This window comes from Paenibacillus ottowii, from assembly GCF_050516475.1.
Classification (GTDB): Bacteria; Bacillota; Bacilli; order Paenibacillales; family Paenibacillaceae; genus Paenibacillus; species Paenibacillus ottowii.
Genome location: NZ_CP191577.1, coordinates 101,010 through 120,951, shown reverse-complemented (window position 1 = coordinate 120,951; position 19,942 = coordinate 101,010). Strand labels below are relative to the sequence as shown.

Below are 19,942 nucleotides of genomic sequence, written 5' to 3'. Positions count from 1 at the left end.
CTGTCTCCAAGGTTCATACTTGGGTAGAGAGCAGATGTTTCACTCACAACAATAAGTGAGATAAATTTTTTCCAAAATATTAATGAAAAGGGTTTACAAAGATACTTGACAAGAATTTAGTTTTTTTAACTTGTATGACATACAACATATAGGATTAGTTAAAATGATGCTAGACTAAAAGGTGGACATGAGAAGCGAGAATAAACTCATTTATATAGCAAATATCTGAAAAATGTTGGTTATAAATAGTAAAGCTATGTTTTTTGTGTTGATATAAAGGGTTTTCGTAGGAGGACTTTTTAGAAAGGAATGGGTCAAGAAGAATGAGCAAACCGAGAGTATTGGTCGTTGATGACGAAAGGGCTGTTAGAAAATTGATTAAAACAGTTCTTGAAGCCGATGGGATGGTTGTGCTTCAGGCTGAAAATGGCACGGAAGCGATGCGGATGATTAGCGAGGAACCATTCGATCTCGTCCTCTTGGACATTATGATGGAAGATATTGATGGCTATGATGTGCTGGGTCAATCACGTAATATGGGCATCCATACGCCAATCATTTTTCTGAGCGGGAAAAAAGAAGACACAGATCAGATTATTGGACTTGGACTTGGGGCAGATGCCTATATTACCAAGCCGTTTAGTCCTCCTGTGCTTTGTGCTCAGGTAAAGAACCAGATTAAAAGATATCGCCAGCTTCAGGAATCAAAACAACAAGCTTCGCGCATTGCGTTGGGACCATTTTTATTCAATCATCATACCTTTACGTTTCAAAAAAATAATCAGGAAATTGCGTTGTCATCAAAAGAATTACAACTCATGAAATTTTTTATGGAGCACCCCAATCAGGTTTTCTCGAAAGAACAGCTATATCAAAACATCTGGAAAGATACGGTTGTCGATAATAATACGATTATGGTTTATATCAGGCATCTGCGCACCAAAATTGAGGAAAATCCTACGAATCCGAAATATATCAAAACCGTTTGGGGAATCGGATATCGTTTTTCCGTTGAAAGATAGATTAATTACATACTTCTATCTAATTGTATACGCTCTCTTGAAGGCACGCCGATGGTTCGGGGGGCTTTTTTTTTATAGGTAATGAATTTTAACACCATCCCTATTTTAGGTTTAAAAGGGGATACATAACTTCCGGGCGTGGAATCACCATCACACAAATCATAACTTTTTATTTTGAAAGCGCTGACATATTTTTGTCACAGGGTTCTTAAAAACATTTAAGGATTACTCAGAATACTTTAAGATTTGCTTTTTACAATTTAGTTATCTCGAATCATCCAATGAGCGAAAGCGTTACTGAAAATCTTGTGAAAACCCGGGCGAGCGATTGATTCGAGGATAAAAGCAGATTGATTATCTAGGAGGCGATGAAGTGGTCACTAATAATCTACAAGAAGCCGCAGAACTTAAGCTACAGCCACGAACAGAGTCCAAATGGCAAAAGGTGTTGAATTACAAGATTGGAGGGGTCATTCCTGTAGGCCTTTACATCCCGTTTATGGCTGTTGTCTACATGCTGATGAACACCGGAAAGCTCGCTAGTGATATGCCTGGGGCTGTATCTGTCATGGTCTTATATGGCTTTATTCTGGCGGAAATCGGAAAGCGCATCCCTATTCTAAAGGATATCGGCGGCGCTGCAATAATGGCAACGTTTGTTCCTTCTTACATGGTGTATGCTCATCTTCTTCCGCAGTCAGCCATTGATTCTGTTACTGTTTTTATGGATAATACCAATTTTCTGTATGTGTACATCGCAATTGTTATCGCTGGCAGTATCCTTGGCATGAACCGGGAACTCATGATCAAAGCGGTCGTTAGATTGGCAGTCCCTTTGGCGGTCGGATCTATTGTCGGAACAGGCGTCGGATTGCTTACAGGTGTGGCTTTAGGAATCCCAGCGTATGATACCTTGTTTTACATTCTTGTTCCTATCATGGCTGGAGGCGTTGGTGAAGGTGCAATTCCACTCTCTATCGGCTATAGCCAAATTTTGGGTTCGACTCAAGGCGAGCAATTTGCCATGGTTATTCCTGCGGTCATGCTGGGTAGCTTGTGTGCTATTATTTTGTCCGGCTTGTTGAAACAACTGGGAGATAAAAGACCGGAGCTTACTGGTAACGGCACGCTACTCAAAACAGGGGATAGCGATGTATTGGGACTTGCAGAGGATAAAAACAAAAAACCGCTTGATCTTTACCAAATGGCTGCTGGAGCAATTTTAGCTTTCGGGTTCTTCATGTTAGGTACCTTAGCCGCTGAGTTTGTTGGTCTACCTGGTCCGATCGTAATGCTTTTTGCGGCATTTTTGGCCAAATATTTTGGCTGGTTGCCAAAATTCCTTGAAGATGGAGCGCAACAAATGCAACGTTTCTTTGTTATCGCTGTAACGTATCCTCTTCTGCTTGCCGTAGGTGTTGCCAAAACACCATGGGAGGCACTGATTTCTGTAATTAGCCCTGCTTATTTCATAACCATTTTAGTAACTGTACTAGCTGTGGTTGTGGGTGGATATTTTGCTGGCAAGTGGATGAAAATGTACCCGGTTGAAGCCGCGATTATAACTTCTACTCGATGCAGCCAAGGTGGAACAGGGGATGTTGCGATTCTTTCTGCAGCCGATAGAATGGTACTCATGCCATTTGCCCAGGTATCCACCCGTCTCGGGGGAGCAGCAACGGTAACACTTGCTATTTTCCTGCTGCGATACCTTGCACACTAAAATGGTGAAATCTTAAAAAAAATTAATAACTTTACAGGGTACTTTAAGATCTTGTTATTACAATGAAGTTGTCTTGAGACACCATTTAGTAGGCGAACGTGAATAACTGATATACTCGGAAGCGAACTGGCCCTAGCGCTAGGGCTAGGGACTGATGGGCTACTAGCTCGATGGAGAAGGTAAAACAGGATGAGATTTTCACGAGAGATACTGTTTCATTATCGAAGCCATTTTTCATTTCTCACTATGCTAGTGCTTCCGATTTCTTTTCTAGTTCTGCTATGGATGGCCTATGGTTCGTACATGGATGGAGAACGTACCGTAATTGAACAACAGCAGCAGCAATTGCTGACGATTGCCAAGTTAAACAGCATGTCTATTGAGTCCTTTTTCGACGAACAAATGCACTCCCTGCAAATATTAGCAGGAAACCAGCAGATGTCGCTCGCCATATCCAATAAAAATGAAACTGTGATTGACGAAAACCTATCTGCTTATTATACCGCCAAAAAAGATAGCATTTATCAGATTAGCCAGGTGAACCTGGAAGGAAGAGTAGTACACACTTTTCCGAAGCGCAATCGTACAGATGCGATTAAAGCCTATGAATTTATCAAGGATGATATTCAAAGGATGCTGCGAGAAAAAAAACCGTTCATCGCAAGGGCCAAGCTGGAGAGGCAAGGCAATTATATTGTGCATCTGTTTCAGCCTGTTTATCTTGATGGGAAATTTCAAGGTGCGCTGATCAGTGTGGTAAATCTAAACGCTGTGTATGAGAAGCTGTTGAAGCCGATTCGTGTTGGGAGCAAGGGTTATATCCATGTCAAGGATCAGCAAGGCCGCTATCTCATGCACCCAAGCGAAGAAAATATCGGGTTATCGCTATCAGCGATGAAGGCCAAACACCCGGGGCTTGATTACGGTGATCTGGAAAAACTGTTCAAAATGCAGCTTACCCAGGAACAAGGCTCAGCCTTCTACCATTCGTATTGGTGGGGGGACGAATGCTATACCAAGACGAAAAAGATTGAGGCCTTTTCCCGTGTGCATCTCGGTGACTCGTTTTGGGTGGTGGCCGCGGCCATGAACTACGAAGATGTGAGAGAACCGATTGCGCAAAACCGAACTAAAACCATTGAGATTTTTTCAATGATTGTCCTGACGTTGGCTTGTGCCGTTTATATCATCATGAAGACGAAGAAAAATAAAGAGGCTTTGGAATATGAGACAAGATATTTGCGGGAACTGAATAACAAAAACGAGCTGCTCCGAAAAAAGGATCTTCAATTGCAGCACTCGCAAAAGCTACAGTTGATCGGCACGCTATCAGGGGAAATTGCTCATGATTTCAATAATTTTTTGACTCCTATCAAAGGTTATGCAGAAATTATGCTCAGCAGTATAGAACCTACTGAAGAAATTTATGATTACGTCAGTGAGATTTATGATGCTTCCGAGAAAGCAAGATTAATAATCGAGGAAATCCTGCTATTGAGCAGGCTGGAGAGTGGGAAGGTCAAGAAAAACGCTCCGGTCAAAGTAGAAGAGCAGGTCGAAGAAGCACTGGGACTCATAAAATCCTTTCTCTCGCCAAGCGTGAAAGCTGTGTTCAAAAAACAGGTAGAGTCAGCCGTTATCTTTGCAAATAAAGTACAGATTCATCAAATCATTATGAACCTGTGCAACAATGCCTATCAAGCTATGAAAACAACCGGGGGCGAACTAAAAATCATATTGGATACCATGCCCCTGAAAGAAGTGAAAAAAATCCGGGAGAGCGTTCTGGAAGTCAGCGATTACGTTACTTTATCTGTTTCCGATACGGGCAGAGGGATGAGTGACGAAACCTTGCAGAAAATCTTTGATCCTTTTTTCACAACCAAACCGGCAGGAGAGGGTACGGGGCTTGGATTGTATATCGTTCAAAGCATTCTCGAAAAACATCAAGGATTTATTGCCGTGGATTCAGAGCTGGGCAAGGGTAGTACCTTTACGGTATATCTGCCGAAAACGGAGTTTGTAGCCAAAGATACAGAGATCGATAGGAGCCCTGTGTTTACTGAACAAAAGCGCATCCTTCTGGTCGATGATAAACAGCGTGTGTTGAAAGCGATGAGAAAAGGACTGGAATTGTATGGTTTCCAGGTTGAGACAGAAGCAGACAGCATGGCAGCATTACAGCGGTTTGAAAAGTCTCCAAACCATTACGATCTGGTCATTACGGATCAGGCTATGCCTTATCTGACGGGTACGGAATTGGCTGAACGTATCAAGGTAATCAATCCAAGTATGAAGATCATTCTGATTACCGGTTATGTCGAGGATCATGTGGTGGCATACAAGGAGAGATTGATCATTGATGAATATATGTGTAAGCCTGCAGCAGGTTCAGATATGGCACAAATGATTTATAAGGTTCTGCAATCCTGAAGATGGAGAGTATCTACCATCCCATTGGAAAAAGAGGTGTAGACATTGATTATTCAGCAAGTAGGCATGGCCGGCACACTGGAATCAAGCGATATTATGATTTCCATCGAGCCGAACGGCACGAAGGGGATTGAAATCGAATTGAAAAGTACGGTAGAGAACCAGTTTGGGAACCAGATTCGCAAAGTGATTCTCGAAACATTACAAGAAATGGGCATTGAACATGCATATGTCCAAGCGAATGATAAAGGGGCACTGGATTGTGCCATTAAAGCTAGAGTCATGACAGCCGTAAACAGAGTGGTCGAGGGTGGCTGCCGACCATGGGAGGCGGAATAGATGCAGAAACTGAGAAGGACCATGTTGTATGTACCAGGGAATAACCCGGGGATGATCCGGGACGCCCATATCTATGGGGCAGATTCGATTATGATCGACCTTGAGGATTCCGTTTCCCTATACGAAAAAGATGCAGCACGTTTGCTGGTTTACCAGGCTTTGAAAACCTTTGATTTCGGAGGCATCGAGGTGCTGGTCAGGGTCAACCCGCTCAATACGCCATACGGCAGAGACGATTTTGAAGCGATTGTACGAGCGAAGCCAACTGCTATTCGATTACCGAAAACAGAGACCGCCGATGACGTGTTGGAGGCGGATGAATTAATTACCGAAATTGAACAAAAGATCGGCATGGAGCTTGGGACGATCAAGCTTTTTGCAGCGGTTGAGAGTGGTAAGGGCGCATTGAATGCAGCGCAAATTGCGGTTGCCAGCAAGCGGCTGATTGGCATCGCCATTGGAGCGGAGGATTTTGTCACAGACTTGAAGACAACGCGCTCGCCAGAAGGCATTGAGCTATTGACAGCACGAAGCCTTATATTATTTGCGGCAAGAGCTGCTGGCATTGCTGCTGTCGATACAGTCTACTCAGATATAAATAATGAAGAGGGCTTTGCTAACGAGGTGAAGCTGATCAAACAGCTGGGCTTTGATGGCAAATCCATTATTAACCCACGTCAGATCGAGATTGTAAACCGCATCTATACGCCGACAAAAACAGAGATCCAAAAATCAAAGCGGATCATTGAGGCCAGCCTCGAAGCGGAGGCAAATGGCTCAGGTGTGATCAGTCTCGACGGTAAAATGATTGACCGTCCGATTGTAGAACGTGCACGCAGAGTACTTGATCTGGCGGAAGCGGCAAAAATAAACGTAGAGTAAGGTGAATGTTATGCTAAACGGTGCTGGGAGAGAAATTCCTTTAGCTATTGAAGGACTTGATGCGGTAACTCCCTTTGATCTCAAATCGACTTACGGGCAATTTAAAAATACAGAGCGGTTAAAAGACCGCCAGCAAAATCCTGCCAAAAACAAAATCATTGATTCGATAGAGAAGGCCATTGAAGCTACTGGCTTGCGCAGTGGGATGACGATCTCCTTCCACCACCATTTTCGCAATGGGGATTTTATCGTAAATATGGTCATGGATAAAATCGCCAAAATGGGGATTCGTGATCTTGTTCTGGCAGCCAGCTCCTTGACAGATATCCATGCCCCATTGATAGAGCACGTGCGAAACGGTGTCATCCGCAGAATCGAGACCAGTGGCCTTAGAGGCGAGCTGGCTCAGGCATACTCCTACGGATGGTTTGATATTCCGGTGACGATTAACTCTCACGGTGGTCGCGCAAGAGCGATTGCATCAGGAGAATGCCCGATTGACGTCGCCTTTTTGGGCGCTCCTTCTTGCGATGCATACGGTAATGCAAACGGAACTTGCAGCATAAACGAAGCTCCATCGGCATGCGGCTCCTTGGGATATGCCATGGTAGATGCACAGTATGCGCGTAATGTTGTGATGATTACTGACCATTTGGTCCCCTATCCGAACACTCCATTCGCCATTCCTGAAACTCTGGTGGATTATGTGGTCGTCGTGGATCACATCGGTGATCAGAAGGGGATTGTCTCAGGGGCTACCCGTTACACCAAGAATCCGAAGGAACTGTTAATTGCTAAAAACGCGGCAGATGTGATTGAAGCATCCGGATATTTCACGGATGGATTCTCATTGCAAACCGGGTCTGGGGGGGCTTCGCTTGCAACAACCAGATTTCTGCGGGAAAAAATGCTTGCCGCCAATATCAAAGCAGGCTTTGCCCTGGGTGGTATTACCCAACAAATCGTTGACCTGCATGAAGAAGGATTGATTGAAAAGCTTTTGGACGTGCAGAGCTTTGACCTGCGTGCTGTGGAATCGCTGAGAAAAAATAAATTCCATCAACAAATTTGTGCGGAATATTATGCAAGCCCTGAAAATATAGGCTGTGCTGCTCACCAACTGGATGTTGTTGTGCTGAGTGCGCTGGAGATTGATTTGAATTTTAATGTGAACGTAATTACCGGGTCTGATGGGGTCATCCGGGGAGCTTCCGGCGGACACTGTGACACTGCCGCAGGTGCTGCAGTATCGATCATCGTCGCTCCGCTGATTCGCGGAAGAATGCCTGCTATTCTTGATCGTGTCAATACCATTATCACACCAGGACATACGGTTGACGTACTTGTTACCGATCAGGGCATCGCTGTGAACCCTATTCGCCAAGATCTCCTGGCTAACTTTAAAGCAGCTAAGCTCCCTGTCTTCACGATCGAAGAGATGCAAGAGAAGGCAACACGGATTGTCGGCAAACCGGAGCCGATACAATGGGAAGATAAAATAGTAGGTGTTGTTAAATATCGTGATGGCTCTGTAATTGATGTCATTCGTCAAGTGAAACAAGGACGCTAAAATTATAAACCAAGGGGAGGAAGTATTGAGCAGCTGCTCAGTACGAAAAAACTTATGAGTATAAAAGAAGCCGCCTTACAGGCACACCGCGTCAGAAACGGTAAGCTGGAGATTACAGGGACAGTACCGGTTGTAAGTAAACAGGACTTAGCGATAGCCTATACACCTGGTGTTGCCGAACCATGCAAGGAAATCGCCAAAAATAAGAGCAAAGCCTATGAATACACGATTAAAGGGAGCAGCGTAGCGATTCTGACGAATGGGACAGCAGTGCTGGGCCTGGGGGATATTGGCCCTGAGGCAGGGCTGCCTGTCATAGAGGGCAAGGCCTTGTTGCTCAAAGAATTTGGTGGGGTGAATGCGTTCCCTATTTGTATCGACACCACTGATCCAGATGAGTTTGTGCGCACGGTTGAAGTAATTTCCCCAGGTTTTGGAGGCATTCATCTTGAAGATATCAAGGCCCCGGAATGCTTTTATATTGAAGACAAATTAAAAGAAAAACTGAACATTCCGGTTTATCATGATGATCAACATGGAACGGCAGTTGCTGTGCTTGCAGGGTTATTGAACGCCTTGAAACTTGTGGGCAAAAAAGTGGAGGATGTGCGAATTCTCATCAATGGAGCAGGGGCTTCGGGGATTGCCACCGCCAAGCTATTGCTTGCTGCAGGAGCAAAGCATATGGTTCTCTGCGATATAAATGGTGCCCTGGTCGAAGGAGACACCTCTCTCAATGAGCCTCAGCGGCAAATTGCCAAGCTGACGAATCGTGATAAAGAAACAGGCAGCCTTGCAGAAGTCATCAAGGACAAGGACATCTTTATAGGTTTATCGGTTGCAGATGTGATGACCAAAGAAATGGTGCAAACCATGAGCAATGAAAGCATCATTTTTGCCCTTGCCAATCCGATTCCAGAAATTTTGCCGGAGGAAGCATACAAAGGCGGAGCACGAATTGTTGCGACTGGCAGATCGGATTTTCACAACCAAATCAATAACCTGCTGGCATTCCCCGGTATTTTCAGAGGCGCGTTTGATGCCAAAGCTACGGACATCACGCTGGAAATGAAATTAGCGGCAGCCAGCAGCATCGCAGCTCTGGTAACAGATGAGGAACTTAACGATACCTATATCGTTCCAGATGCGATTGACAAAAGAGTAAGTGCTGCAGTTAGTAAAGCAGTAAAAATCGTCGCAGAACAAAGCGGTGTCGTAAGAAAATAAAACCATCGAGAAAAAACGGTGATCATGATGGCTATGTGGATGGAACATTTGCGTGAAGAGATTATAAATCCAGCCTCTGAAGACGCTCAAAGAAAGCTTCGCGATTTCCTTAAGCGCCAAGGTCTTAGAATAGACCATCCAATTGAATATACGATGGAAATTGTAGATGGCGGCGACATTGCCGCTACGGGTTCCTTTTCAGGCAGTGTACTGAAGTGTATTGCTGTGGATGAAGCTTATAAAAATCAGGGGCTATCTGCACAAATTGTTAGCCATTTAGTAAATGAAGAATATAGACGGGGAAGGGATCACCTGTTTATTTATACAAAGCCACTAAATAAACAAATTTTCAAGGATCTTGGCTTTTATCCAATCGTGGAGGAATCCTTCAAGGCTGTCCTGTTGGAAAACCGTTGGGATGGTGTCAGTCAGTATCAGCAAGAGCTTTTGCAGGAATCGGGCGATCTCGTGCCTTCGGCTGCGATTGTCATGAACTGTAATCCATTCACACTGGGACATTTGCACTTAGTCGAGTATGCAGCAGCGGTTTGGGAAAAGGTCCATCTGTTTGTAGTCTGGGAGGATCGATCCATTTTTCCATCAGCTGTTAGATACAGACTAGTTGAAGAAGGCGTGAGGCATTTGGACAATGTGGTCCTGCACAAAGGCAAAGACTATATCATCTCGGGCGCAACGTTTCCTTCTTACTTCTTTAAAAATGATGAAGAGGCGGCAAGCACGCATATATCACTTGATCTAAAAATTTTTATCCAGTATATAGCTCCATTGCTAAATATTCAAAAACGGTATATTGGTCAGGAGCCAAACTGTGTCTTGACCCGAAGGTACAACACGATCATGAAAAAATTACTTGCTTCCGCTGGAATCGACGTAGAGGAAATACCGCGACTGCTATGGGAAGGGGAGGCCATTAGCGCCTCTGCAGTTCGTAAATATATTCGTCTGGGTCACATGGAAAAAGTGAAGCAGCTTGTACCGGACACAACCTATCGGTTTTTATTGTCAGGGGAAGCTGGAGAAATCATCAGGCGTATTAGAAGGATGTCATAACATGTATTCGTATGAGGTTACCCTTGAGGAAATGCTACAGGCACGCGAAAACCGGGCGAACAGACAAAGACAGCTGATCAGTAGGTACGCGGTACCTTTGCTTAGCATGACGATCAATATCCCAGGACCACAGAAGTCCTCTCCAACTAGTAAATACGTTTTTCATGAAGGCTATCGTATCTTGATGTGGCAACTGGCAGTGAACCAAATGACACCGCTGCACCGTGAAGCGTATCATCTGCCGACAGGTCCAGAAGCATATATTGCCGTTCAGGCAGACACACAAATATTAAAAAAGTGGGCCATTGCGATTGAAGATGAACATCCATTAGGAAGATTACTGGATCTGGATGTGATTGGACCCCATGGAAGGGCAATCTCTAGAGATGAGCTTGGCCTGGACAAACGAAAATGCCTCATGTGCGGGCAAGCTGCGCATATATGTGGACGGAGTAGAGCACACGCCCTTCCCGAATTACTGGAAGCTATCAAAGCACTGGTGGACAGTTATATGCGAAACCGTCAAGTGGTCAAACGAGTATGAACGGCGAGGAGCAACTATGATGCCAACAAGCCTATTAAGTGAAAGCCTTGCTCAACAGGCTGTCCTTGCGCTGCTAACAGAAGTCTCCGCCAGCCCAAAACCGGGACTGGTAGACCGATTGGATCGTGGTGCCCACAAGGATATGGACTTCTTTACGTTTATGTCTAGTGCGGCCTCACTTTCCGGCTATTTTGAAAGATGTGCAAAGGCGGGAGGTTCCTTTCATGGACAGGATCTCCGTATACTATTTGAGAACCTGCGCCCCTTGGGACAGGAAGCGGAACGGGCTATGTTTGCCGCAACTGGTGGGATAAACACACATAAAGGTCTTATTTTTTCGCTAGGTATTATTTGTGCCGCCGCCGCGTATTGTTGTACGACACGAGCAACTGCTAGTAGGCTGGATGAACAAGTCATTTGTAAGACCATTGCTCAGATGACCCAAGGTTTATGTGCGAGAGAGCTTACATCCCTAAAAAAGTCAACAGGCTTAACGGTCGGCGAACGGTTGTATAAAGAGTGGGGGATGACGGGCATACGTGGCGAGGTGGAAGCAGGCTTTCCTACCGTGCGAGCGTATGCTCTGCCCGTCTATCGTGAGTTGAGGTCAACACAACGATACCATGTGAATGATATCTGTGTTCAAACACTCTTACAACTGATGGTTGTCAACGAAGATACGAATATTGTTGGCAGACACGACCGGGAGATGCTAACCTATGTCCAGCAATATGCTAAGCAGGTGCTGGAGGCGGGCGGCATCTTGTCTGAAAGAGGTGTCGCCATGATTCATCAGATGAACGATGATTTTGTGCAGCAGAATGTTAGTCCTGGTGGCTCCGCTGATTTACTGGCAGTCACAATCATGTTGGAGAGTTTAAAAGGGCTGTTTTCCCCAAAGTGATAGGTTCCCTTTACACCAGACAGGTTCATTTATAAAACCTGCTGCTGTAAGGGGGATTTTTTTATGTAAACTATTCGTTTGTGTTTTAGTTAGAGGTCTTTCATATAAGAAAACAGGCGTATGAAGAAAATAAGGTTGGATTTTTATGGCTAAATGTGTTACGCTTACTTTCCTTTTTTTGTGTCGGAGCAAGTGAATGAGATGCAGAAATCGAGACTTGATATTCTTAGGAGGTAACTGAAATGGAGAATGAGTTTCAAAGTGCCTATCAAGAAGAACAGCACAGGCTGTCGCTTGCTATGGAGGAAATTGATCGGAGATTGGAACGGCTTCGCAATACGCCAGTGTACACTGGGCATGATTTTACGGAGCAAGTACTGGAATCCGCACGGGAGGAAAAACGCCTGGCTTTGGCCAAAAGCTCGCAGGAGCCTTATTTTGGGCGTATGGATTTTGACGAACGCGGTAGAGGGCAGCGCAAACAGCTTTATATCGGTAAGGTCGGGGTAGAGCGGGAAGAGACATCAGCGTACCCACTTGTGATTGATTGGCGTGCACCGATTGCCAGCTTGTTCTACTCCTTTACTGGCGGTGAAGAAACCGCTTCGTATGAAGCCCCTGAGGGAACGATTGAGGGCTTGGTGTACCTGAAGCGCAACGTGGTTATTCGTAAAAGAATTCTGGAACGGGTTGCGGATACATACAACCGTGAAAGCGACGAGCCAGCCGTTTCCGATGAGTTCCTCGTTTATCGTTTGGGAGAGAACAAGGACAACCGTTTACGGGATATCGTATCTACCATTCAGGCGGAGCAGGATCAGATCATCCGCGCGGCTAAAAATACTGCCCTTGTTATTCAGGGGGTAGCGGGGAGTGGCAAGACGACGGTAGCGCTGCATCGGCTCGCATTTTTGCTGTATCAATACAAGGAGCAGGTTTCAGCAGACAAAATGGTTATTTTTGCACCCAACCATATGTTTCTCGATTATATCTCAGATGTGCTTCCAGAGCTGGGGGTCGGAAATATTCAGCAAAGTACATTTGCAGACTGGGCGCTGGGCTTGTTGGGGCTGGATTTAACGCTGGCAGCCCCTGCCGAAACGTTAGCTTATTGGTTTGAGAGTGGCGACTTGAGAACGGAATCCATGGATGAGGCACCGGGTCGATTTAAGGGTTCGATTCACTTTATGAAGCTGCTGCAAGCTTTCATAGAACGGCTAGAGCCTATCTCGGTGCCTGAAGGCGACTTTTCACCCTGGGATGGGGCGGTGCTGCCACGAGCTGAGATTTTGAATTGGTTCAATGAGGAATATAAGCCCTATCCGCTCGCAAAACGGAAGGAGCGTGTGCTGGCAAGAGTCCATCGCTGGATCGAAATGGAATTGAAAAAGTCACCTTCGGCGGCTGCGCTCAAGGATCGGAAGAAAAAAGCAGGAACTCGTGAAAAGGCGTATGCTAAAAAATGGCCTCAATACGACGCGTTGACGCTTTACAAGCAACTTTTTCAGGCAGCTAAAGGGTTACCTGCGGATACTGCTGCGGAGATGAAAGCTTCGCTGCCGGGGACTATTTTTAAGGCTACACAATCGGACTTACGAAATCAGATCATCCGTGAAGAGGATCTGACTGCATTGGTATATCTTCATGTGCTGGTTCATGAGGTAGATTCATCACAGCGTTTTGACCATGTGGTCATTGATGAAGCGCAAGATTTCTCACCATTTCATATCGCCTTGCTGGATTTGTTTGTAAAAGGACATTCCTTTACGATACTGGGTGATCTATCGCAGGGAATTCATGAATATCGTGGTGTACGTGCGTGGGAGGAAATGAGTTCTCTTTTTGCGCCAGAACAAACGGGGTATTTTGCACTTACACGGAGTTATAGATCTACCTTGGAAATTATAGAATTTGCAAATACGATTTTGGAGCAGGGAGTACGTGGCGGTATTACAGCAGTTCCGGTATTTCGCAGTGGTGATCCGGTGCGTACTGTGTCTTACGACTCGTCCGTACGTGAGCAGAGCTTGCTTACCGCTCTAAAAGAGCTTTCCTCCAAGGAGTATCGTACGGTTTCTGTGCTGACACGTACCTTAAAAGAAGCTGCGGAGCTGCATGAGATTTTCACAAGTGCAGGGTTGGATGTCCATTTGATTGACGGTGGTAAAAAGCAATATGAAGGCGGCTTGTCTGTACTGCCTGTATACTTGTCCAAAGGTCTGGAGTTCGATGCAGTTATTGTAGCCGATGCCGACCAGGATCATTATGGAGAACGGACATGGGATGCCAAGCTGTTGTATGTAGGATGTACACGTGCGTTGCATGAGCTGTGGCTCTTGCATGATGGTCCACTTCCAAGCTACGTACAGGCGCAAACGGAGTAAATAAAACGCTGATGTCATGCCAACCAAAGAACAGCCACGAAATTCACTTTTCGTCCCAGGCTGTTCTTTCTTTTTCGGGATGAATCACATGTAGGGTAACAGTTATACCGTGACCAGGCTATCTGCAACCTGTTAACCGATATGGTAGAATAAGAAGCGGTTTATGATCATTTTAATGGTTTAAATGATAAGGAAGTGAATGGAATGGACTTATTTTCATATTCCCAGGAGTCAACGCCCAACAATCGATTGCTTGCAGATCGTCTGCGTCCGACTTCGCTGGATGAATATATTGGACAAGAGCATGTTGTAGGTCCAGGCAAGCTGCTGCGAAGAGCTATAGAGGCAGATCAGGTCTCTTCTATATTGCTATACGGACCACCCGGGTGCGGCAAAACGACACTGGCACATATCATTTCTCAACACACACAAGGCGATTTCGTCCGCCTAAATGCAGTAGAAGCCTCTGTAAAGGATGTAAGGGAAGTGATTGACCTTGCACAGACGAATAAATCGATGTATGGCAAAAAGACCATTCTGTTTCTTGACGAGGTACATCGTTTCAACAGTTCGCGCCAGGATGCATTGCTGCCTGCGGTGGAAAAGGGAACAATCGTGTTTATTGGCGCCACGACGGAAAACCCCTTTCACTACGTCAACGGCGCTTTAATGAGTCGTTCTACGTTATTTCAGCTTGAAGCGCTAACCCAGGAGCATTCGCTGGCTGCTATGCGCCGTGCCCTGAGCGATGCGGACAAAGGTCTCGGTTATATGCAGCTTCAGGTAGACGAAGCTGCGCTGGATCACATCGCGTCGATGGCGAACGGCGATATCCGCCGTGCCTTGAACGCGCTGGAACTGGCGGCGCTCACGACACCTCCACTGGCAGACGGCACAGTTCATGTGACGCTGGAAGTGGCAGAGGAATCCATTCGCCGCCCGATCGTCAAGGCAGACGAGTCCACACAGTATGACGTACTGTCCGCCTTTCACAAAAGCATTCGCGGTTCCAGTGACGCAGCGTTGTTCTGGTTCTTGTATGCCGTCGAAAAGCTCGGCATGGACCCGATGACCTTTATTCGCCGCCTCATCGCAGCCAGCAGCGAGGACATTGGCCTGGCGAACCCGCAGGCGATGGTCCAAGCAGTGAGCGCGCTTGAAGCCTACCGTAATAACGGCTGGCCCGAGGCCAAACTGAACATTGCACAAGCCATTTTGTTCGCTGTGGAAAGTCCCAAGTCGAATGCCGTATACACGGCGATTTCACGGGCCATGTCGGCCATGAACGATATAAAATCGGCTGAGGTGCCGCTGCATCTGCGCGATGCACACTACAAAGGCTCGGAAAAACTCGGCCATGTTGGCTATCAATATCCGCATAATTTTCCGAATCACTATGTAAGGCAGCAATATTTGCCCGATTTGATAGCAGATCAGACCTTTTACCAGGCCACTGAGCAGGGAAATGAGTCTAAAATCAGGCAAAACCAGCGTTGGCGGGATTCACAGTCTTAATATCTGTGACTTTAATATAGCGAAGTGTGTACGAATTTTGTTATGTTACACTATGATCCTGTAAGAGCGAAGAAGGGATAAAAAAATGAAGGACGTATTATTCGTCGCCGCAGGTGGAGCGATCGGAACCTCTGCTCGCTACAGCCTGCAAGTACTATTGCCTGCGGCTGGGGCAGATTTTCCGCTTGGTGTGTTGCTAATCAATTGGCTCGGCTGCCTGTTTCTCGGCTGGTTCTTTACGGTAACCTTGCGATCATGGCGGATCAACCCACGCTGGCGGCTTGCCATCGGAACAGGCTTTACAGGGGGATTTACCACCTTTTCCACCTTTGCGGTGGATGCTGTACGCCTCACGGTTCATGATCGTATGTTGACGGCAGTGTTGTACCTGCTGCTGAGCGTAGGCGTAGGTTTGTTTTTCACGTGGGCAGGTATCCGTTTAGGCATACAGATGACGCAGACTGCCCCCAAGGAGGAACGCTTATGATCTGGTGGGCGGCAGCGGGCGGAATGGTAGGTACAATAGCGAGATACGGGCTTGGTATGTGGGCTGGAAGAAGGTTGGGTACCGTATTCCCCTGGGGGACCTGGATCATTAATATCAGCGGTTCATTGTTGCTCGGCTGGCTATATGGTGAGTTTATGCAACATCATCTGTCTTCTGCACTCTGGATGCTGCTAGGTACAGGTTTTTGTGGAGGCTACACCACCTTTTCCACATTCGGCTATGAATCTATTCAACTAATGGAACATAAAAAATATCGACGTATGGCTATTTATGTACTTTCTTCTGTAATAGTAGGAGTTATAGCTGCGGCCATCGGGTACAGCGTAAGTTATACCATATAAAATTTTGAATTGGCATGTGAGCACACAATAAAAGCTTCCAAAACCTCATTCAACGCGTTGTCAGCCGTGAATAGGAAGTTTGGAAGCATAGTGCTCTCCTATTGAACTATTTTTTATCTCGTTCTTTGTATAGTTCAGGTAAAAGGGCTTTGAGTTCAGGTCTTGGATCAGGGTCAGACAGCTTCATTTCTTCTAGCGTTTGAACGGCAATTCGCAGTACAGTATAATCTCTGTACCAACGATTGTCTGAAGGAACAACATACCAAGGAGCTTGCTTGGTTGCGCTCAGCTCTAGCACATCCTCATAGTATTGGGTATATTGCTTCCAAAATTTCCGTTCCTGCAAATCACTCGGGTCAAGCTTCCAGTTTTTGTGAGGTTTCTCAATCCGGTCAATCAGCTTTTCCAGCTGGAATTGCTTTGAAATATGTAAAAAGATTTTAACCACCTTTACACCACTATCCAGCAGTAACTGTTCAAAATGTTTGATGTGCTTTATATTCCGCTTGGCCTGCTTATCGGATACCTGGCCGTGAACACGTGTGATCAGCACATCCTCGTAGTAAGAACGGTTGAATGCTGCGATATATCCTCGTCCTGGAGTTTGGCTATGCGCGCGCCATAAAAAATCATGGCTTAATTCCTCAGTTGTAGGTGATTTAAAGCTGTGTACAGTCACCCCTGCAGGGTTAAGGTTGGAAAACACCTGCTTGATCACGCCATCTTTTCCGCTGCAATCCATACCCTGGAATACAAACAAAACAGCTTGTTTTTTCTCTGTAAATAATTTGCTTTGTAATTCCGCGAAGCGTTCCTTCAATTGATCTGTTTCCTGTCGGATTTCTTCTTTGTTTTTGATATTCTTCGTATCCTTGGGGTCCCATTCTTTCAAAGAAACTTTCTTACCTGGTGTCAGCATTCCTAATGAATCAGACATAAAGGCACGCTCCTTTTCAATTGAAGTAATGATCTTGTCTACATCATATACCCAAATGGGGGCGTTATCAAAAATTCTCCTGCTGATAGAATAAGGGAAATAAGAGAATATGACTTATTGACAGGCAAAGAATTCCTCTAGCATTTAAATCTAACAAGGAAATGATTCGTTTTTTTCTGACTAAATAACTTTAAGGAGTGATTATTATGATTTATTGGTTATTTCCAAAACTTAATCCTCTCCTCCCTACTTTTTTACTTTGCCCCATTCTGGCAATCTTGATCGGAGTATGTTTCGCCTATTTCAAAGGAAACATCTACTTAGGATTAATACTAGCCTTGCTACTGCCTTTTATATTTATTGCCACCAATTTAGAAACCATTGCAGTTAATATAGATGCTTGGATTCTATATGGTTTTATCTACGCATTTATTACGTTTGTGGCTTATAGGATGGCGTTTTCACAGTTAGGAAAATCGAGTTAATTTTTTCACACTATTATCAATAGTCACCACAATAAACTTTTCGCACATTAACTTAGGTATAACAGGCAACGATGCATCTCTTGTTTTCAATCCAGTTTATTTGCTAATTGGGAAGCATTCCGGAAATGATGGGTCTGGTTACCCGATTAAAATTTCTGGGAATGGTTATACAAATTAATTAATGAAGGGTGAGAGAAGAAAGTGAAGGCTAAATTAAAATTTTTAGGGTTGGCTGCCCTTACTGTTATTCATCCTAGTAACTTTAGTACAAAGAGTTAACTTGGTTTGAGGCGTGTGATAAATAATGATACTTATAATGAAAAAAAGAGTCTGCCAAAAGGAATATTGAACGAAAATATGAAAAGTCTATGATCAAGTTCCAAAAGATGGTACAATTAGGATCATTGGAGCATTTTACCTACTTGTTTCACAACTACATAATAATTTAACTATGCATCGTATTGTTAGTCTACGTTGAAAGGGTGGTTTATCGATGAACATTACACCCACGATTAGAGCAGAATTGGAACAATTTTTACAGCAAGAAGGCTTAACATTATCGCAATTTGGACAAATCGCAGGGATGAATAGGGGAATAATAAGTAGCATTGTAACAGGTAATAAATCTATGTCTATTAATCAGCTTGATCGAATTACTGAAGCTATGGGCTTACCAGAGGGTCACTTTTACGATTTATTTATAGAAAACTACATTATTGATATTCCAACAAATATGAGGCGAATCGAGCCGTTTTTGTATCGTTGTGCGGAGTTAGATAAGCTAGATGCAATCCGTCGAGTAGTGGGAGCCATCATGGACAATCTACTGTATTCGCCTAAGCTATTTGAAATTGCAGAAGGATTGTTGGCGCAGGGACGACTAGAGGCGGCATTGATACTCTATGAGGGAGTAGCTGAAGCGGAGAAATACCAACACTCTGAACGCCTAGCCATCTGTCAATATCGTATATTCAAAATTCAAATTGGAGAAGACCAAAGTCGCAATCTCAGAGCAGCTACGATATTTGAAGTTTTTGTGGAACGTCTGGACGAAATAGAGCAGCTTGACGCATTGAAGGATTTAGCAAACGTATACAGGTCTTTACGCAAATGGGACAAGGTTGATGAAATAGCTAAAAAAATGAGGGCTAAAGCGGAAATCCAATATTCGATGAAATACCAGCTAAACAGCCGAATGTATGAAGAGTCTTCCAAAGAACTAAGTCGCCCATTATTTGTTTACATTACTTATGCCGATTTGCTGTGTGCCAATGTATGTGAAGAGCTGGGTGATTATGAGGGGGCATTACACTATACATATGCCTACTCCAATTTAGATTGGGTTAGAGAGAACGACGAGGATACCCAGCACTGGATTGGTTTGTTTAAACATTGGTCACAAGCTAATATACTTGCATATAGGCTTTTATCTGGTGATGTGAGTGTGCTTCATGAATATCTAAACTATATTGATGAATCATCAGATACGATTCAAGAAGATAGGGTTACTCAACTACTTAACATAATGATAGCGGCTAACCGTTATGAGCTTGATTTAAACGATATACTTAAACGATTTGAAACAGAGATTGCGTCTTTATCTCAGCGGCCATCATCAGATGATATGTATACACAGCAAGTGATACCGGAATACTCTGCACTGTGTGGATATGAATTGGCTTATTATTATTTAAATCATGGGATGCATTATGATGGCTTTAATCATTTGTTTTGTGCAATGGTAAAAGCACATATACTAAATAATGAGACATATTTTATAAATTGTATGGGGTTGTTTGTGCGTTTCAAAGCCCATGCGGTATCTGAAACCAAAACAGAGTTTTACAATCTCATTGAAAAGGTGTGGTTAAACAATGTTGAAAAAAGTGGTAATGCTGATCGTTGCGAGTAGTTTTTTGTTTACCTTAGCTGTGCCTATTTATCTGAACAGCCATAATGAGGGATTTCAAATCTTCGCAACACATGGAGGAGCTTAAACGCAAATCAGGTTAAAAATACGTTCAAAGAATGCATTCCCAAAACAGTTATTGGAGGGA

General features: G+C 44.5%; 17 protein-coding genes. 16 read left to right on the top strand and 1 reads right to left on the bottom strand.

Annotated features, from left to right (window positions below; translation table 11 throughout):
• Positions 1–323 precede the first annotated feature (323 nt).
• The 14 genes from ACQQ6X_RS00525 (at position 324) to crcB (ACQQ6X_RS00460) (ending at position 16,463) form a co-directional block, all read left to right on the top strand.
• Positions 324–1,022 (top strand): response regulator transcription factor, encoded by a 699-nt coding sequence (locus ACQQ6X_RS00525; RefSeq protein ID WP_305167607.1) that lies wholly within the window; start codon positions 324–326, stop codon positions 1,020–1,022.
• Positions 1,023–1,395: 373 nt separating this feature from the next.
• The gene (locus ACQQ6X_RS00520) at positions 1,396–2,745 is read left to right on the top strand and encodes a 2-hydroxycarboxylate transporter family protein (protein WP_305167606.1); all 1,350 of its coding nucleotides are present in this window, start codon (positions 1,396–1,398) and stop codon (positions 2,743–2,745) included.
• A gap of 189 nt (positions 2,746–2,934) precedes the next feature.
• Positions 2,935–5,178: a sensor histidine kinase gene (locus tag ACQQ6X_RS00515; RefSeq protein WP_305167605.1), complete on the top strand. Its 2,244-nt coding sequence runs from the start codon at positions 2,935–2,937 to the stop codon at positions 5,176–5,178.
• Positions 5,179–5,223: 45 nt separating this feature from the next.
• Positions 5,224–5,517: a citrate lyase acyl carrier protein gene (gene citD, locus ACQQ6X_RS00510; protein ID WP_013311548.1), complete on the top strand. Its 294-nt coding sequence runs from the start codon at positions 5,224–5,226 to the stop codon at positions 5,515–5,517.
• Positions 5,518–6,399 carry a citrate (pro-3S)-lyase subunit beta gene (citE, locus tag ACQQ6X_RS00505; RefSeq protein ID WP_305167604.1) on the top strand — a complete coding sequence of 294 codons (882 nt, stop codon included), beginning with the start codon at positions 5,518–5,520 and terminating at the stop codon, positions 6,397–6,399.
• A gap of 10 nt (positions 6,400–6,409) precedes the next feature.
• Positions 6,410–7,969: a citrate lyase subunit alpha gene (gene citF, locus ACQQ6X_RS00500; RefSeq protein ID WP_305167603.1), complete on the top strand. Its 1,560-nt coding sequence runs from the start codon at positions 6,410–6,412 to the stop codon at positions 7,967–7,969.
• A 54-nt stretch (positions 7,970–8,023) separates the two neighbouring features.
• Positions 8,024–9,196, top strand: a complete 1,173-nt coding sequence (locus ACQQ6X_RS00495) for an NAD(P)-dependent malic enzyme (RefSeq protein WP_305167602.1) — start codon at positions 8,024–8,026, stop codon at positions 9,194–9,196.
• A 24-nt stretch (positions 9,197–9,220) separates the two neighbouring features.
• On the top strand, positions 9,221–10,267 hold the full coding sequence (gene citC / locus ACQQ6X_RS00490; protein ID WP_305167601.1) for a [citrate (pro-3S)-lyase] ligase: 1,047 nt from the start codon (positions 9,221–9,223) through the stop codon (positions 10,265–10,267).
• Between the two features lies 1 nt (position 10,268).
• The gene (gene citX, locus ACQQ6X_RS00485) at positions 10,269–10,811 is read left to right on the top strand and encodes a citrate lyase holo-[acyl-carrier protein] synthase (protein WP_305167600.1); all 543 of its coding nucleotides are present in this window, start codon (positions 10,269–10,271) and stop codon (positions 10,809–10,811) included.
• 16 nt (positions 10,812–10,827) lie between these two features.
• Positions 10,828–11,715: a triphosphoribosyl-dephospho-CoA synthase CitG gene (gene citG, locus ACQQ6X_RS00480; protein WP_305167599.1), complete on the top strand. Its 888-nt coding sequence runs from the start codon at positions 10,828–10,830 to the stop codon at positions 11,713–11,715.
• A 242-nt stretch (positions 11,716–11,957) separates the two neighbouring features.
• On the top strand, positions 11,958–14,099 hold the full coding sequence (locus ACQQ6X_RS00475) for a HelD family protein (RefSeq protein WP_305167598.1): 2,142 nt from the start codon (positions 11,958–11,960) through the stop codon (positions 14,097–14,099).
• Between the two features lie 204 nt (positions 14,100–14,303).
• Positions 14,304–15,614 (top strand): replication-associated recombination protein A, encoded by a 1,311-nt coding sequence (locus ACQQ6X_RS00470; protein WP_305167597.1) that lies wholly within the window; start codon positions 14,304–14,306, stop codon positions 15,612–15,614.
• A gap of 85 nt (positions 15,615–15,699) precedes the next feature.
• On the top strand, positions 15,700–16,101 hold the full coding sequence (gene crcB / locus ACQQ6X_RS00465; RefSeq protein ID WP_305167596.1) for a fluoride efflux transporter CrcB: 402 nt from the start codon (positions 15,700–15,702) through the stop codon (positions 16,099–16,101).
• Positions 16,098–16,463 (top strand): fluoride efflux transporter CrcB, encoded by a 366-nt coding sequence (gene crcB, locus ACQQ6X_RS00460; RefSeq protein WP_305167595.1) that lies wholly within the window; start codon positions 16,098–16,100, stop codon positions 16,461–16,463. Before crcB (ACQQ6X_RS00465) ends, crcB (ACQQ6X_RS00460) begins: the two co-directional genes overlap by 4 nt.
• A gap of 106 nt (positions 16,464–16,569) precedes the next feature.
• Here the strand turns inward: crcB (ACQQ6X_RS00460) and ACQQ6X_RS00455 are convergent, their stop codons facing one another.
• Positions 16,570–17,400, bottom strand: coding sequence for a PPK2 family polyphosphate kinase (locus tag ACQQ6X_RS00455; RefSeq protein WP_305167594.1), 831 nt, complete (start codon positions 17,398–17,400; stop codon positions 16,570–16,572).
• A gap of 206 nt (positions 17,401–17,606) precedes the next feature.
• Between ACQQ6X_RS00455 and ACQQ6X_RS00450 the strand changes: the two genes are divergently transcribed.
• Positions 17,607–17,885 (top strand): hypothetical protein, encoded by a 279-nt coding sequence (locus tag ACQQ6X_RS00450; protein WP_305167593.1) that lies wholly within the window; start codon positions 17,607–17,609, stop codon positions 17,883–17,885.
• Positions 17,886–18,378: 493 nt separating this feature from the next.
• A complete protein-coding gene (locus ACQQ6X_RS00445; RefSeq protein ID WP_305167592.1) occupies positions 18,379–19,797 on the top strand; it encodes a helix-turn-helix domain-containing protein in 1,419 nt (472 codons plus the stop codon).
• Positions 19,798–19,942 lie beyond the last annotated feature (145 nt).